This window comes from Pigmentiphaga litoralis (assembly GCF_014651835.1).
Lineage (GTDB): Bacteria > Pseudomonadota > Gammaproteobacteria > Burkholderiales > Burkholderiaceae_B > Pigmentiphaga > Pigmentiphaga litoralis.
On record NZ_BMXQ01000001.1, the window covers coordinates 3721754 to 3735142 of the forward strand.

At 64.1% G+C, this 13389-nt stretch carries 14 protein-coding genes; 6 read left to right on the forward strand and 8 right to left on the reverse strand.

Annotated elements, in window-relative coordinates:
• Position 1: 1 nt before the first annotated feature.
• Complete coding sequence (locus tag IE116_RS17010) at positions 2 to 2284, forward strand: xanthine dehydrogenase family protein molybdopterin-binding subunit (RefSeq protein WP_189614113.1); 2283 nt, start codon at positions 2 to 4, stop codon at positions 2282 to 2284.
• A gap of 79 nt (positions 2285 to 2363) precedes the next feature.
• A complete protein-coding gene (locus IE116_RS17015) occupies positions 2364 to 3503 on the forward strand; it encodes a metallophosphoesterase (protein WP_189614114.1) in 1140 nt (379 codons plus the stop codon).
• Between the two features lie 20 nt (positions 3504 to 3523).
• On the opposite strand, the gene IE116_RS17020 is transcribed toward IE116_RS17015, so the two are convergent.
• From IE116_RS17020 to IE116_RS17045, 6 genes are all read right to left on the reverse strand, one after another.
• On the reverse strand, positions 3524 to 4252 hold the full coding sequence (locus IE116_RS17020) for a RibD family protein (protein ID WP_189614115.1): 729 nt from the start codon (positions 4250 to 4252) through the stop codon (positions 3524 to 3526).
• A gap of 88 nt (positions 4253 to 4340) precedes the next feature.
• A complete protein-coding gene (locus IE116_RS17025; protein ID WP_189614116.1) occupies positions 4341 to 5318 on the reverse strand; it encodes a Bug family tripartite tricarboxylate transporter substrate binding protein in 978 nt (325 codons plus the stop codon).
• A gap of 51 nt (positions 5319 to 5369) precedes the next feature.
• Entirely contained in the window at positions 5370 to 6524 is a 1155-nt protein-coding gene (locus IE116_RS17030) for a mandelate racemase/muconate lactonizing enzyme family protein (protein WP_189614117.1), read from the reverse strand.
• A complete protein-coding gene (locus tag IE116_RS17035) occupies positions 6521 to 7516 on the reverse strand; it encodes a hydroxyacid dehydrogenase (RefSeq protein WP_229828243.1) in 996 nt (331 codons plus the stop codon). The genes IE116_RS17030 and IE116_RS17035 overlap by 4 nt, the downstream gene beginning before the upstream one ends.
• Before the next feature lie 21 nt (positions 7517 to 7537).
• Positions 7538 to 8677, reverse strand: coding sequence for a mandelate racemase/muconate lactonizing enzyme family protein (locus IE116_RS17040; RefSeq protein WP_189614118.1), 1140 nt, complete (start codon positions 8675 to 8677; stop codon positions 7538 to 7540).
• 45 nt (positions 8678 to 8722) lie between these two features.
• Entirely contained in the window at positions 8723 to 9052 is a 330-nt protein-coding gene (locus tag IE116_RS17045) for an NIPSNAP family protein (protein WP_189614119.1), read from the reverse strand.
• 106 nt (positions 9053 to 9158) lie between these two features.
• Between IE116_RS17045 and IE116_RS17050 the strand changes: the two genes are divergently transcribed.
• The 3 genes from IE116_RS17050 to IE116_RS17060 all read left to right on the forward strand — a co-directional run bounded on the left by IE116_RS17050 (position 9159) and on the right by IE116_RS17060 (position 11304).
• A complete protein-coding gene (locus tag IE116_RS17050; protein ID WP_189614120.1) occupies positions 9159 to 9914 on the forward strand; it encodes a GntR family transcriptional regulator in 756 nt (251 codons plus the stop codon).
• A 178-nt stretch (positions 9915 to 10092) separates the two neighbouring features.
• On the forward strand, positions 10093 to 11103 hold the full coding sequence (locus tag IE116_RS17055; RefSeq protein ID WP_189614121.1) for a Bug family tripartite tricarboxylate transporter substrate binding protein: 1011 nt from the start codon (positions 10093 to 10095) through the stop codon (positions 11101 to 11103).
• A 12-nt stretch (positions 11104 to 11115) separates the two neighbouring features.
• Positions 11116 to 11304, forward strand: coding sequence for a hypothetical protein (locus tag IE116_RS17060; protein WP_189614122.1), 189 nt, complete (start codon positions 11116 to 11118; stop codon positions 11302 to 11304).
• Here IE116_RS17060 and IE116_RS17065 read toward each other — a convergent pair.
• Both IE116_RS17065 and IE116_RS17070 read right to left on the reverse strand, forming a co-directional pair.
• The gene (locus tag IE116_RS17065) at positions 11291 to 11566 is read right to left on the reverse strand and encodes a hypothetical protein (protein WP_189614123.1); all 276 of its coding nucleotides are present in this window, start codon (positions 11564 to 11566) and stop codon (positions 11291 to 11293) included. The two genes, IE116_RS17060 and IE116_RS17065, sit on opposite strands and share 14 nt — an antisense overlap.
• Positions 11567 to 11757: 191 nt before the next feature.
• On the reverse strand, positions 11758 to 12267 hold the full coding sequence (locus IE116_RS17070) for a cupin domain-containing protein (protein ID WP_189614124.1): 510 nt from the start codon (positions 12265 to 12267) through the stop codon (positions 11758 to 11760).
• A 97-nt stretch (positions 12268 to 12364) separates the two neighbouring features.
• On the opposite strand from IE116_RS17070, the gene IE116_RS17075 reads away from it, so the two are divergent.
• On the forward strand, positions 12365 to 13366 hold the full coding sequence (locus tag IE116_RS17075) for a LysR family transcriptional regulator (RefSeq protein ID WP_229828245.1): 1002 nt from the start codon (positions 12365 to 12367) through the stop codon (positions 13364 to 13366).
• Positions 13367 to 13389 lie beyond the last annotated feature (23 nt).

Below are 13389 nucleotides of genomic sequence, written 5' to 3' on the forward strand. Positions count from 1 at the left end.
CATGGCAACGCTGACAGACCCCAATCCGGCGACCCGCGCCGGCGGTATCGGCGCGCGCGTGACGCGCGTCGATGGACCCGCCAAGGTGACCGGCACGGCGGAATATCCATCGGACGTGACCGTCAAACGGCCGCTGTACGCCTACTTCCACACCAGCAGCATTGCACTGGGCCGCATCGAAACCCTGGACGAGCAGGAAGCGCGCGCACTTCCCGGCGTCGTGGATATCCTGACCTGGCGCAATACCGCGGGCATGCTCGACACCGTGCCACCGTCCAAGGGCGGCAGCACTTCGATCCCGGTGCTGCAGTCCGAGGACATCCATCACGATGGCGAGATCGTTGCGGTGATTTTGGCCGAAGACTACGAAACGGCGCGGGATGCGTCCCATCGCCTGCGCGTGAGCTACACCGCGCGCACGCCGACCGCCACCTTCGGATCGACGGGCCTTGGCCCCGAATTGCAGAAGGACGGTCCCCGTTTCAAGAACAGCAATGTGGGCAATGCGGCAGCGGCGCTGCAGTCGGCCGCCGTCAAGATCGAACACCATTACGCGACGCCCATCCAGCATCACAATGCGATCGAGCTCTTCACCACCACCGCGCAGTGGCAGGGTGACGAGCTGACCATTTTTGAGCCCAGTCAGTTTCTGGTCGGCTCGCAGAACACGATTGCGGCGGCGCTGCGGATCGATCCCGCCAAGGTGCGGATCATCAGCAAGTATGTCGGGGGCGCCTTTGGCGCAAAGGGCATGACCACGAGCCGCACCGGCCTGATCGCGCTGGCGTCGCGCAAACTGGGCCGGCCCGTCAAGATGGTTGCGACCCGGGACCAGGGGTTCACCATTGCCACCTACCGCGCCGAAACGCGGCAACTGATCAAGCTGGGCGCCTCGCGCGACGGCAAGATCACCGCGCTGGTGCATGAAGGCGACGAAGTCAGCAGCCGTCTGGACAGCTACAAGGTTGGCGGGACGGAAACGACGTCCCGCATGTATGCCATCCCCAACGTCTCGACCAAGGTGACGGTGCAGCACGCGGATCGCAACACGCCGGGCTTCATGCGCGCGCCGGCCGAAGTGCCCTACATGTTCGCGCTCGAAAGCGCGATCGATGAACTGGCGATTGCGCTGCAAATGGATCCGGTTGAAGTGCGCCGTATCAACGATGCGCAGATCGAACCCATCGAAAAGCGCCGCTACAGCAGCCGGTCACTTGTGCAGTGCTACGACGCCGCGGCCAAGGCTTTCGGCTGGGATCACCGCCGCGCCAAGCCCATGTCGATGCGCGACGGCGACTGGCAGATCGGATGGGGCTGCGCCACGGCCTGCTATCCCTCGATGATTGCGCCCAGCTTTGCGCGGGTCAGCCTGTCGGACACGGGTGCCAAAGTCGAGGTCGCCGGGCATGAGATCGGCACCGGCGCCTACACCATCTACGCGCAGACCGCCGCGCAGATGCTAGGGCTTCCGGTGGACAAGATCGAGGTCGTCATGGGCGACTCGCGGCTGCCACCCGCGCCCGTTGCCGGGGGCAGCAACAATGCGGCCAGCATCAGCAACGCCATCGCAATGGCGTGCACCCGGATCCGCGAACAACTTGCGTCGGCCGCAATCGCCGATCAAAAAAGCCCTTTGTACCGCCGCGACCTGGCAAGCGTGCAACTGGCGGACGGACAGCTGCGCGCAGCAAGTGGACAGAGCGAACCGCTTGCTGCCGCCGTAGCCCGCGCCGGCGGCGGGGTCGAGGCCATGGTGGGCAACAACCCCAAGAACCTGCCGCCCGAAGCCCTGGCGGGGCTGCGCAAGGGCCGGTTGATGATGACCGGCGGCAGCATGGCGGAAGACTTCGTCAAATATGCCTTCGGGGCGGAATTTGTCGAGGTCAGGGTGCACCGGCTCACCCGCGAAGTGCGGGTGTCGCGAATGGTCGGCGCCTTTGCCGCGGGCACCATCATCAACCCCATTACCGCGCGCAGTCAGCTCATGGGCGGCATGATCTGGGGCATCAGCTCGGCACTGCATGAAGCCACCGAGATCGACCATCGCAACGCGCGCTATACGAACGACAACCTGGCCGAGTATCTGATTCCGGTCAACGCAGACGTGCCCAAGGTCGATGTGCTGTTCGTTGCCGAGACCGATCGCGAAGTGAACCCGCTCGGCATCAAGGGCATTGGCGAACTGGGTTGCGTCGGCACGGCAGCCGCCGTGTGCAACGCCATCTTCAATGCCACCGGCGTGCGCATCCGCGAACTTCCCGTGCGGATTGAAAAGCTGCTGTAACAACGCAGGGGGCGCTGCGGCGGTGCGCCGCCGCAGCGGCTATCATCGTCGGCCCTTCCTGCCTTGCAGATGCCCCGTCGTGTTCCACGTCAATCTCTTTCTTGCCTTCCTGTACGTTGTCGCGCGCCTTGTCCTGCCACTGCCCTGGTCGGTTGCCGGGCGCGCGGTGCTGGCCGTCGTGCTGCTGATCGTCTCCAAATACCACCTGCTGCAGGTCTGGACCTTCGGGACGATGTACTCGCCCGAAATGCCACGGCCCTTCGTGCTGGTCATGGGCTGGCTGTTTGTGGGCTTCTTTCTGATGATCGTCCTGACTGCGCTCTTCGATGTCGGTCTGATCGTGTCGTGGGCAGTCCGGAAAGGCCGCGCACTGTCGCGCACCGCCCGGACGCGGGGCCGGTATGCGGTCATGATCGTTGCGCTGCTGCTGGCGACGATCGGCATGCAGCAGGCGCTGCGAGTACCCGACGTGCACCGCGTGGAAGTTGCGATCCGCAACCTTCCGCCGGAGCTGGACGGATTCAAGATGGTGCAGCTGACCGACCTGCATCTGCAGCGGCTGATGAACAGGGAATGGGCCACGCAGGTCGTGGCGCGCACCAACGCGCTGTCGCCCGACCTCGTCGTCATCACCGGCGACCTGATCGACGGCACGGTGGACGCACGCCGTGCGGACATCCAGCCCTTGTCGGACCTGAAGGCAAGGCATGGCGTGATCACCAGCCTGGGCAACCACGAGTACTACTTTGGCGCGCCCGAATGGACGGCCGAATTCCAGCGGCTGGGGATGCGCGTGCTGGTGAACGAGCACGCCGCGATCGGCGCGCCGGGCAAAGCGTTGTATGTGGCCGCCGTGACCGACATGGTGGCGACACGTTTCGGCCTGGACAACGCGCCCGACCTGAGTCGTGCCATGAGCGGTATCCCTGCCGGCGCACCCGTCGTGCTGCTGAGCCACCGTCCGGTCGACATGCTGCGCAACGCCGCCGCGGGCGTCAGCCTGCAACTATCGGGGCACACACACGGCGGCATGATCCGCGGCTTCGACCTGATCGTGCGGCAGGCCAATGGCGGCGTGGTGTCCGGCCGATATGACATGGGCGGCATGGCGCTGTATGTCAGCAATGGCACCGGTCTGTGGAATGGGTTCCCGGTACGGCTCGGCGTGCCGTCCGAGATCACCGAGTTCGTGCTGAAAGCGGATGCTGCGAGGCCTTGACGATTGACGTCACCACTCGGTCATTTCACGACCTTGTAGCGCACATGAACGGCGCCCGCCTTCACTGCGTCGGCCGACATCAGCTCCAGCTTGACCGAGTCCTTGAAGCCATCGTCCCCGGCCTCGAAAATCGCAGGTGAACCCGACGTTCCGTCGATGGCCGGGCACAGCAGCAAGCTGATCTCGTCGACCAGCCCGGCCCTCAGAAAAGCGCCGTTCATTCTGGCGCCGCCTTCCAGCAACACCGTCTTCAAGGCCAGCCGCTGTCCCAGATCGTTCAGCATCCTGGTCAGGTCGATGTCGTCGCCCGGCATCACCAGGTAGGACACACCGGCATCCATGAGTTCGGCCAGATGGTCGTCGCTCACGCTTGATGCCAGCACGACCACCACATGCCCTTCGTCGGCCACCGGCTTGTCCCAGTGCAGGCGTGCCTTGCGGTCGATCGCAATCGCAAAGTGGCGCGCGGAAGGGTCGGCAAGATGCCAGGGCCGGGGCGGCGCGGCGTCCCGCCTGGCGGCTTTGGCGGCCTTGTCCTTGGTGGTTTTATCCTTGGGAGCCTTGCCTTTCGCAAACTCCGTCATCGTGGTGGTGCCCGCCAGCCACGCGTCGGCGTTGAACTTGGTGTGCAGCCGCCCGTACTCGGCCAGCATGGCGTCATACAGGGTGCTGCCTTCCTTCGCCCAGGACTCGACGTGCAGGCGTCCATCCAGGGGGCTGAGCATGTGGCAGATCAGGTGGGGCTTCATAGGGTGACTCCGGAATCGTATGCCATGGACCAGCAGATTCCGGACCTGACCCCACCCAGGGCTGTCAATCCGGCGTCACCCCCGGAGGTCAGTCCGGTTTGACATTCGCCACTTGAATGATCTTCGCGGCCTTGTCCATCTCGGACTTGATGTGCGTCGCGAACTGATCGGGTGAACTCGCCACGATCAGCACGCCTGCCTTGGTCAAGGTCTCCTGGATGCCAGGGTCCCTCAACGCGGCCACGATTTCCGCATTGAGCTTGCTCAACACGTCCTTGGGCATCTTGGCCGGGCCGACAAAGCCGTACCACGACGTCGCCTCATATCCCGGCACACCGGATTCGGCCACCGTCGGCACATCCGGCAGCGACGGCAGGCGCTGGGCCGACGCCACCGCCAAGGGCAGCAACTTGCCGCTGTTCACATGGGGCATGGCCGTGGGCAACACGTCGAATTCGAGCACGACCCGTCCACCCAGCAGGTCGGTGTACGAATTGGACGAGCCCTTGTACGGCACGTGCACCATGCTGATGTCCGCCATGTGCGCGAACTGTTCCATGGCCAGGTGCTGCGACGAGCCGCCGCCGCCCGACGCGTAGCTGATGCCGCCGGGTGACGCCTTGGCCTTCGCGATCAACTGCTTGACGTCGCGCACCTTGAGCGACGGATGCGCAATCAAGATCAGCGGCGCCGACACGGCCAACGAGATGGGCGTGAAGTCGTTGATGGTGTCATACGTCACGTTCTTGTACAGGCTGGCATTGGCGGCATGGGTGCCGGGCGATGCAATGCCCAGGGTGTAGCCGTCGGGCGCGGCTTTCGCGACGGCGTCGGCGCCGATCATGCCGTTGGCGCCCGGGCGGTTTTCCACCACCACGGTCTGCCCCATGCGTTCGGACAGGCGCTGGCCCACGGCACGCGCCAGCAGGTCGGTCGTGCCGCCCGCCACATACGGCACGATAATGCGGATCGGCTTGTTGGGAAAAGCCTGCGCAAAGGCAGTCAGCGGCATGGCCAAAGGTGTCGCCAGCGCCAGGCAGGCAGTCATCAAGATGCGGGTGTTCATGGTCGTCTCCTCCATAGGCCTCGTCGGGCCACTTGGTTTGGGGTGCAGGTACTACACGTAGGCAGGTCCTTCAATGCCCGGATGGGCACGCAAAAAGTCTTCGTCCACGTCCACCCCCAGGCCGGGCCTGTCGCCGGGGGTGACGCAGCCGTTTTCGTCGAGCAGATCGGGGCGCGAAGTCAGTGCGTCGCGAAACAGGTTCTCTTTGGCGACATCGGCTTCGAAGTAGCCCGGGTTGTCGATGGCAGCCAGGAAATGGATGCTGGCGGACATGTTCAGACCGCTTGCCGACGTATGCGGATGGATCGGCAGCTTTTCGCTGGAGGCCATTGCGGCGATGCGCAGGGCTTCGGTAATGCCACCCGTCTTGGACAGATCGGGCTGCAGCACCTGCACGGCGCCTTCGGCGATCAGGCGGTTGAACTCGAAGCGCGTAAAGTGGTTTTCGCCCGCGGCCAGCGGCACCGCGCCAAGCTGCGACGCATCCATATAGCTGCGGTAATCGTGCGGCGCAAAGGGCTCTTCCAGCCACAGCACGCCCAGCGCATCGAGTGCCGGCATGACCTTGCGCACGTCCGCCAGGGTGTAGCCGGTGTTGGCGTCGACCATGATGCCGAGGTCGTCACCGCAGGCTTCACGCACCGCGGTCAGGCGCTCGATGTCGCGTTTGGCCGTGTCGCCGAACCGCAGCTTGACCGTGCGATACCCCTGCGCCCGCAGGGCTTCGACTTCGTCCACCAGTTCGGACGGTGGCTGAAAGCCCAGCGAGATCCCGCCGGCATAGGCCGGCAAGGGCTTGCGGCTGCCGCCCAGCAGCTTGTAGAGCGGCCAGCCCACGGCCTTGCCGCGGATGTCCCACAGCGCCTGGTCGATACCGCTCATGGCCAGCGCGCAGGCCGTGCCCATGCCATGACTGGCCAGTTGCCGCTGATAGATGCGCGACCAGACGCCCACGACGTCGGATGCGTCCATGCCCAGCACCAGCTGCTTCAGCGTGGTGTTGATCAGCTGAACAATGGCGCCCGGGCAGCGGCCGTGATGCGATTCGCCCCAGCCCACGATGCCGCTTTCGGTCGTGACCTTCACGATCAGCGCATCGCGTTTGACCGCGCGGCCGATGCCCAAGGTCACACCCTGCTTGACCGGAAACGAGGTCGCGAAGCCTTCGATGCGCGCGATCTTCAGACTGCTGTCGGCGTTGATCATGCGGCGCCCTCTTTCGCGTGCTGACGGGCCGCCGCGCCTTCCCACGTTTCCGGATTGACGAGGTAGGTAGGCCGTTCGCCGCGGATCAGCTGCACCAGTTGCCGCGCGGCGCCCTCGCTCATCTTGACCGAGCTTTCTTCGGTCAGCGCCGCCACGTGCGGCGTCAGCACCGCGTTGCGCGCAGTCAGCAGCGGGTGGTCGCGGCGCAGTGGCTGGTTGGCATAGACATCGATCGCGGCGCCAGCAATGACGCCCGCATTCAGTGCCTCGGCCAGCGCCAGTTCATCCACCACTTCGCCCCGCGCGGCATTGACCAGCCAGGCCGACGGCTTCATGGTCTTGAGGCGATCGAGCGTAACCATGTGCCGCGTCTGGTCGGTCAGCGGGCAATGCAGCGTGACCGCATCGCTGCGCGCCAGCAGGTCTTCAAGTGACACCGCCTCGACATAGTCCGGCAGGTCCGTGGCATGCGGTTGATAGCCCAGCACCTTCATGCCCAGGCCATCGTGGCAGATCCGCGCGACACGCCGGCCGATGTCGCCGACGCCCACGATGCCGATGGTCTTGCCCGACCATTCGAAGGTGGCGCCCGACAACGCGCGCGCCGTTCCCCAATCGGTATCGTGCAGGCTGCGATCGATCGGCCCGAACTGGCGCGCGGCATGCAGCAGGCTGCCCACCACGTATTCGGCCACGGCCTGCGCGTTGGCGCCCGGCACGTTGGCCACCGGCACGCCTTGCGCGGTCGCGGCCGCCACCGGAATCATGTCCAGGCCCGTGCCATTGCGCACGATGCCCTTGAGCCGGTGCGGCCGGTCCAGCAGGTCGGCCGGCAGATGATTGCGCACCAGCAGGTAGTCGGCGTCGCCCACCATGCGGCGGAAGGTGTCCGCCTGCGTATCGGGCGCGACGACGATGTCGGCGATGCCGGCAAGCAGGGCGTCGCCGGAAGGATGCATGGGCAGGGTGCAGAGCACCACGGGTCGGGTCATCGGAGTCTCCTTGATGCCGGCTTACGCGACACGGTATTTGTCGAGGACGGCGCGGCTGATCTCGATGCCCAGGCCTGGGCCGGTCGGCACATGCACGATGCCGCCGACATGGGTCAGCGCGGTGCTGCTGAGTTCATCGCGGAAAGGGTTGAAGGTCTGCTCGTACTCGAGCATGGGGGGCTGCGGCACCAGGCACGGCGGCGTGTTGGGCAACGAAGCCAGGAAGTGCATGGTCGCGGCCAGGCCGATGGCCGTGCCCCACGCATGCGGCACGCACTGAATGGCTTGCGCCTGCGCCAGTGCCGCGATCTTCTTGCATTCGGTGATGCCGCCCGCGGCGCACACATCGGGTTGCACGATGTCCATCGCCCGCTTTTCCAGGATGCGGCGGAAGCTGAATTTGGTGAACTCGTTTTCACCGCCGGCAACAGCCATGTCCAGCTTGCGCGAGACTTCCACATAGCCGTCCAGATCTTCTGGCGAGATCGGTTCTTCGAACCAGTGCACGCCCAGCTTTTCCAGTTCGCGCCCGATGTTGATCGCCTGCGGCACCGTGAAGCAATGGTTGGCATCGACCATCAACTGGACGTCGTTGCCGATCGCATCACGCACGGCCGCCACGCGGTCGATGTCCTTGGTCAACGAACCCAGGCCGATCTTCATCTTGATGGCCTTGAAGCCCTGGTCGACATAGCCGCGCGCTTCTTCCACGGCCTGTTCGTTCAGGCGGTCCATGTCCTTGAAGTACAGGCCCGTCGCATACGCCTGCAGTTCGGTGCGGAAGGCGCCGCCGATCAGCTTGTGGATGGGCTTGCCGACGGCCTTGCCGATGATGTCCCACAGGGCAATGTCGACGCCGCTGATCGCCGAGATGGTCATGCCGGTCAGGCCGTAGTCCTTGACCTTGTTGTAGAGCTCTTCCCAGATCACTTCGACGTCGAACGGGTCGCGGCCGATCAGGCTCGCGCGCAGCACGGTGTCGACGATGGCCTTGTTGACCGCGGCCGGACCATAACAATCGCCCCAGCCGATCACGCCTTCGTCGGTCACGATCTCGACGACCAGCGCGCCCTTGGTCTTGTAGAACCAGCCGCGCGACGAAGTGAAAGGCTCATCGACATTGACCAGCAGCTGATGGGTGATGACATCGGTAATTTTCATGAGGGGCTCTTGAACAGGAAGTCTTGGAAAAGGGAATGGCGGCGTTCAGTACGCAGGGCCATCGGCCCAGGGCGAGAACGGCGCGGGCATGAGGATGCGGTTCTCTTGCGTCAGCACGTAGGGCTGGACCTTGGCCGCATAGGCCTGCCAGTCCGGGTTCTGCAGCAGGGTGGCGCGGCGCGCGGCGCGGTCGGCCAGGCTGTCGTAGGCCCACAGGTGCACGACCTGATTGAGCGTGCCGATCTCGGTGGTGAAGTACCCGACGAGGTGGCCCAGGATGGGCCGCTGGATGGCCAGCCCTTCCGCTTCATAAGCGCGGACGTAGGGCAGGGATTTGCCGCAATGGCAGGTGTAGGTTCGTTCTTCGACGATCACGAGGTCTCCTCTCGATTACTATAGTCCTATATAGTGATTTGGATTATAGGCTTGAGGAAACGCATGTCAATCATTCTTCGCACCGGCTTTTTGTAGAATGCAGCCCATGACCACCGCCCCCAACTGGCTCGCGGGCCGCCTGAAGAACGACGCTGGATCCGGCCTGCCCAAGTACTTGCAACTGCGCAAGGCCATCTCCGATGCCATCGCCGATACGACCCTGACGGAAAGCGAAAAGCTGCCGGCCGAAGAGGTCCTGGTAAAAATGAGCGGGTTCAGTCTTGGCACCGTGCAACGCGCACTGAGCGTGCTGGTGGACGATGGCCTGCTGACACGCAAGCAAGGGTCGGGCACCTTCGTGGCCGACAAGGAAGCGCCGATGCGCGCGCCCTTCTATCACTGCAAGTTCCTGGATGAGGCCTCGGGCGAGATCCTGCCGATCTACTCGCGCATCCTCGGCCGCACCGTGGTCACCGGCACCGGCGCATGGAGCGACCATCTGCGGGGCGACGAACATGTGTGCATCGAACGCATCTTTTCGATCAACAACGAGTTCGATGTCTACACACGCGCCTATATCGTGCGCGGCGTCTTTCCGTTGCTGGACGACTCGCCGCTGGATGCCCTGAGCGGCGTCAACATCAAGGAACTGCTGGAGCGCGAGTACCGGCGGCCGGCGACGCGGTTTTCGGAAAAGCTGTCGGTCAGCGTGTTTCCGCCCGCGGTGTGCAAGCTGCTGAAACTGCCCAAGGGATCGGCAGGCGCGACCCTGGACATCTCGGCCTTCGACCGGCGCGGCGAAGCGGTCTACTTCCAGTCCTTGTCGATCCCGCCAAATCCGCGCAAGCTGGTGGTGAGCTGACAGGGCGCGGTCACGCACCGCCATCCTGCGGTTTGAGCGCGGGTAAACCCTGCTAATACAACGGGCACAATAATTTATAATTTTTTCATAAATTATATGGACTACGCGTTCATATAAAACGGGGATACGGCACCACGCACTGTCGCAGGTCACCTAGACCTGTCCACCAAGGACACCCATGAAAAAAACCGCCCTTCGTCGCCCCCTTTCTGCAGCGTCCTTTGCGACCGCATTCGCGACTTCCCTCGCGGCCCTTCTGTCCCTGACTGCACCTGCCCATGCGGCCGACTACCCCGTCAAGCCGGTCCGGATCGTCGTGGCCTATCCCGCAGGCGGTGACACCGATGTCATCGCACGGTGGATCGCCGAAAAGCTGGCCGCGAAATGGGGCCAGCCGGTGGTCGTGGAAAACCGGACCGGCGCAGCCGGGTCGATCGGCAGTGCCTACGTGGCTCGAACGCCCGCCGACGGCTACACCCTGCTGGTGGCGCCCAACACCTTGGCCATCGCGCCCTATGTGCTCAAGCCCGGCAGCGGCGGCGAGTACAACGCCAAGACCGACTTCACGGCCATCTCGGAAATCGGCCGCCAATCCCTGTTTATGGTCGGCGCCGATCACGCGGGCCTGAAGTCGGTGGACCAAGTCGTGAAGGAAGCGCGCGCGGGCAAGGTCACCAGCTACGCCAGCCCCGGCAGCGGCTCCCCCATGCATATCCTGTCGGAACTGTTCGACCGGTCCGCTGGCATCAAACTGACGCAGATTCCCTATCGCGGCAGCGCGCCTGCGATCGTCGACCTGGTGGGTGGCCAGGTGCCGGTCATGTACTCGACGATCGGCCCGCTGGCGCAGTACGTCGCGACCGGCAAGCTGCGGCTGCTTGGCGTGGCGGACAAGGTGCGGTCGCCCTTCGCGCCCGATGTCCCGACCTTTGCCGAGCTGGGCTACAAGGACGTGGAAGTCAGCGCATGGCAGGCCGTCTTTGGCCCGCGCGGCCTGCCGCCCGAGATCGTCCAGAAGGTGAATCTGGCCGTCAATGACATCCTGAAGATGCCCGACGTGGTCGATCGCATGAAGGCGCTGGCCATCTCGCCGACCGGTGGCACGCCCGAGCAGATGGGCGCGGTCATCGCCGCGGAAGACGCCCGCTACAGCAAGATCATCAAGGACTTCGGCATTCGTGCCGACTGAAGGGGTCCCGCAATGAACGACACGGCCCGGCACGACGCCGACATCGACCAGGGTCCGGAAGTCGCCTTCGTCACGGGCGCCGCGTCGGGCATCGCCGCCACCCGGTTCATGACAGGGCAGACCCTGTTCGTGGACGGCGGCAAGTCACTGGGCGGCCTGGGCATCCAGCTGGCACAGGCCACAACGTTCACTGCGCAATGATGATGCCGCTGTGCTCGTCGTTGCTGCTGATGCCGGAGGCCACTTCCACCAGCCTTTCCTTGCCCGTGTAATAGCGGTCCAGCCGCCAGTCGCTCAGTACTTCCAGAGCAAGTTCGAAGGTTTCGAGCTTCATTTCATACAGCTCGTGCAGCGGAAACTCTTCATTGGACTGCAAGGCGACGGCCAGTTTGGCCAGGGTCTTGGCATCCTGCTTTTCGGGGTGTTCGGAGATGTACTTCCGGGCTTTCTTGATGGCGCGCATGACAAAAATTCCTGTTCGGTTGGACGCGAGTCATCCCTGCAAATACCGGTCCTAAAAAGATGAACTTTTTATGACTTGTCATGGAGAAAACGTGCCGCGTCCGTTGCCGCGGCAGGGTGCCGCAGCGTGGTACCGCAGAGTATCCCTAACCGTACAAACGCCCCGTCATCCTTACGGACGATGGTGGCTCGTCAGCCTTGCACGACCTCGTATTTATCGCGCTTCACGCCCAGCAGATTGATGCCTTCGATGCGCAGCAGCCGGGTCGGCCCGGAGCGGCTGGGCGCATGCAGATCGCCCTCGTTGTAGACGTACGCCGTACCAGGCGTGAGCGCATAATTGCGGACCGCAACAGCCTTGCCAGGCTGGCCGTCATGGGCCTTCTCGATGATGCGGTAATCGGTCATGTCGGTCGTGCCCGACGCCTGGCCGTAAATCGCCCAGCTGGGACCATGATCGTGCGGCGAGCTGCCCTTGGCGTCGTGATACACGTGCGCCAGCACACAGAATTTCAGATCGGGATCTTCGTACAGCAGGTGGCGTTCCTTTTCCTGATCGGGGCGGATATTCGTTTCGACGAATTGCGCATCGCCCGTGGCACGTTCGACCAGTTGCTTGACCACGTCGCGCCCGGCGGGACCCGGATCGTGTTGCAGCGCGGCACGGCAATCGGCAACGAAGGCTTCAAGGGAATAGGACATGGTGCGGCGTCTCCAGCATAGGGGTAAGGCAGAGAAAGGATTATCGCCCTGCCGGGCCGGCCCCTACAATGGCCCGATTACAGAGGCGGAGACACGCTTGCACCCATCCATCAACAAGGCGACGGGCATCCAGCTGGACGTCACGGCGGACCTGCACAAATGGCGCGCCTTCCTGGCCATTGCCGAACTGGGCAGCCTCACGCGCGCGGCGCTGTATCTCGATGTTGACCAATCGGTACTGAGCCGCCGCATCAACGCGCTGGAACGCGAATGCGGCGCGCGGCTGTTCAACCGGACCGGCCGCGGCGTCGAGCTCTCGGAAGTCGGCGCGCGCATCTTCCCGAACGTGAAACGCCTGCTGTCCGATGCGGAGCAGCTTGAAGCCGACATCAAGGGCGAGTCGCGCGTGCCCACCGGGCAGGTCACCATCGCGCTGATCCCGTCGATCTCCAATCCGCTGATCCACAATCTGTTCGTGCGCATGCGCGAGCGCTTTCCCGGCATTCATCTGAAGGTGCTGGAAGGGTCCAGCGGGCAGGTCGAAGAATGGCTGGCCGATGCGCGGGTCGATATCGCGATCCTGTACCGCTATGGCGCGACTTTGCCGGAAGGCGATCAGGCCCTGGCGATCGTTGACACCTATCTGATCGGCGGCAAGGGCGACCCGGTCACGCGATCACCCGAGGTGTCCTTCGATGTGTTCGACAAGCTGCCCTTCATTCTGCCCAGTGCGCCCAATGGCCTGCGCAACGCGCTGGACCGCGCCGCAAAGGAACACAAGCTGACGCTGCAGCCGCGGATGGAAGCGGATTCGTTGCCGCTGCAGAAGCTGCTGGTGGCGCAAGACGGCCTGTACACCGTGCTGCCGCTGCATGCGGTGTGGAACGAGGTATCCGAAGGCACGCTGCAGGCATCCAAGGTGATCGGACCCGGCATGGCGCGCACGATATCCATGTCCTTGTCGAAGTCCAAAGGCCCGGCTCGCGCGGTGGCCGAGGTCGCGTCCGCGATCGTGGACATCGTCAACGACATGGGGCGCAGCGGCATGTGGCACCGCCTGGATGACCCGGAACAGGCCAGGACACCCGCGCAAACCTGAATTGGCGATAGCGACATGGCCAC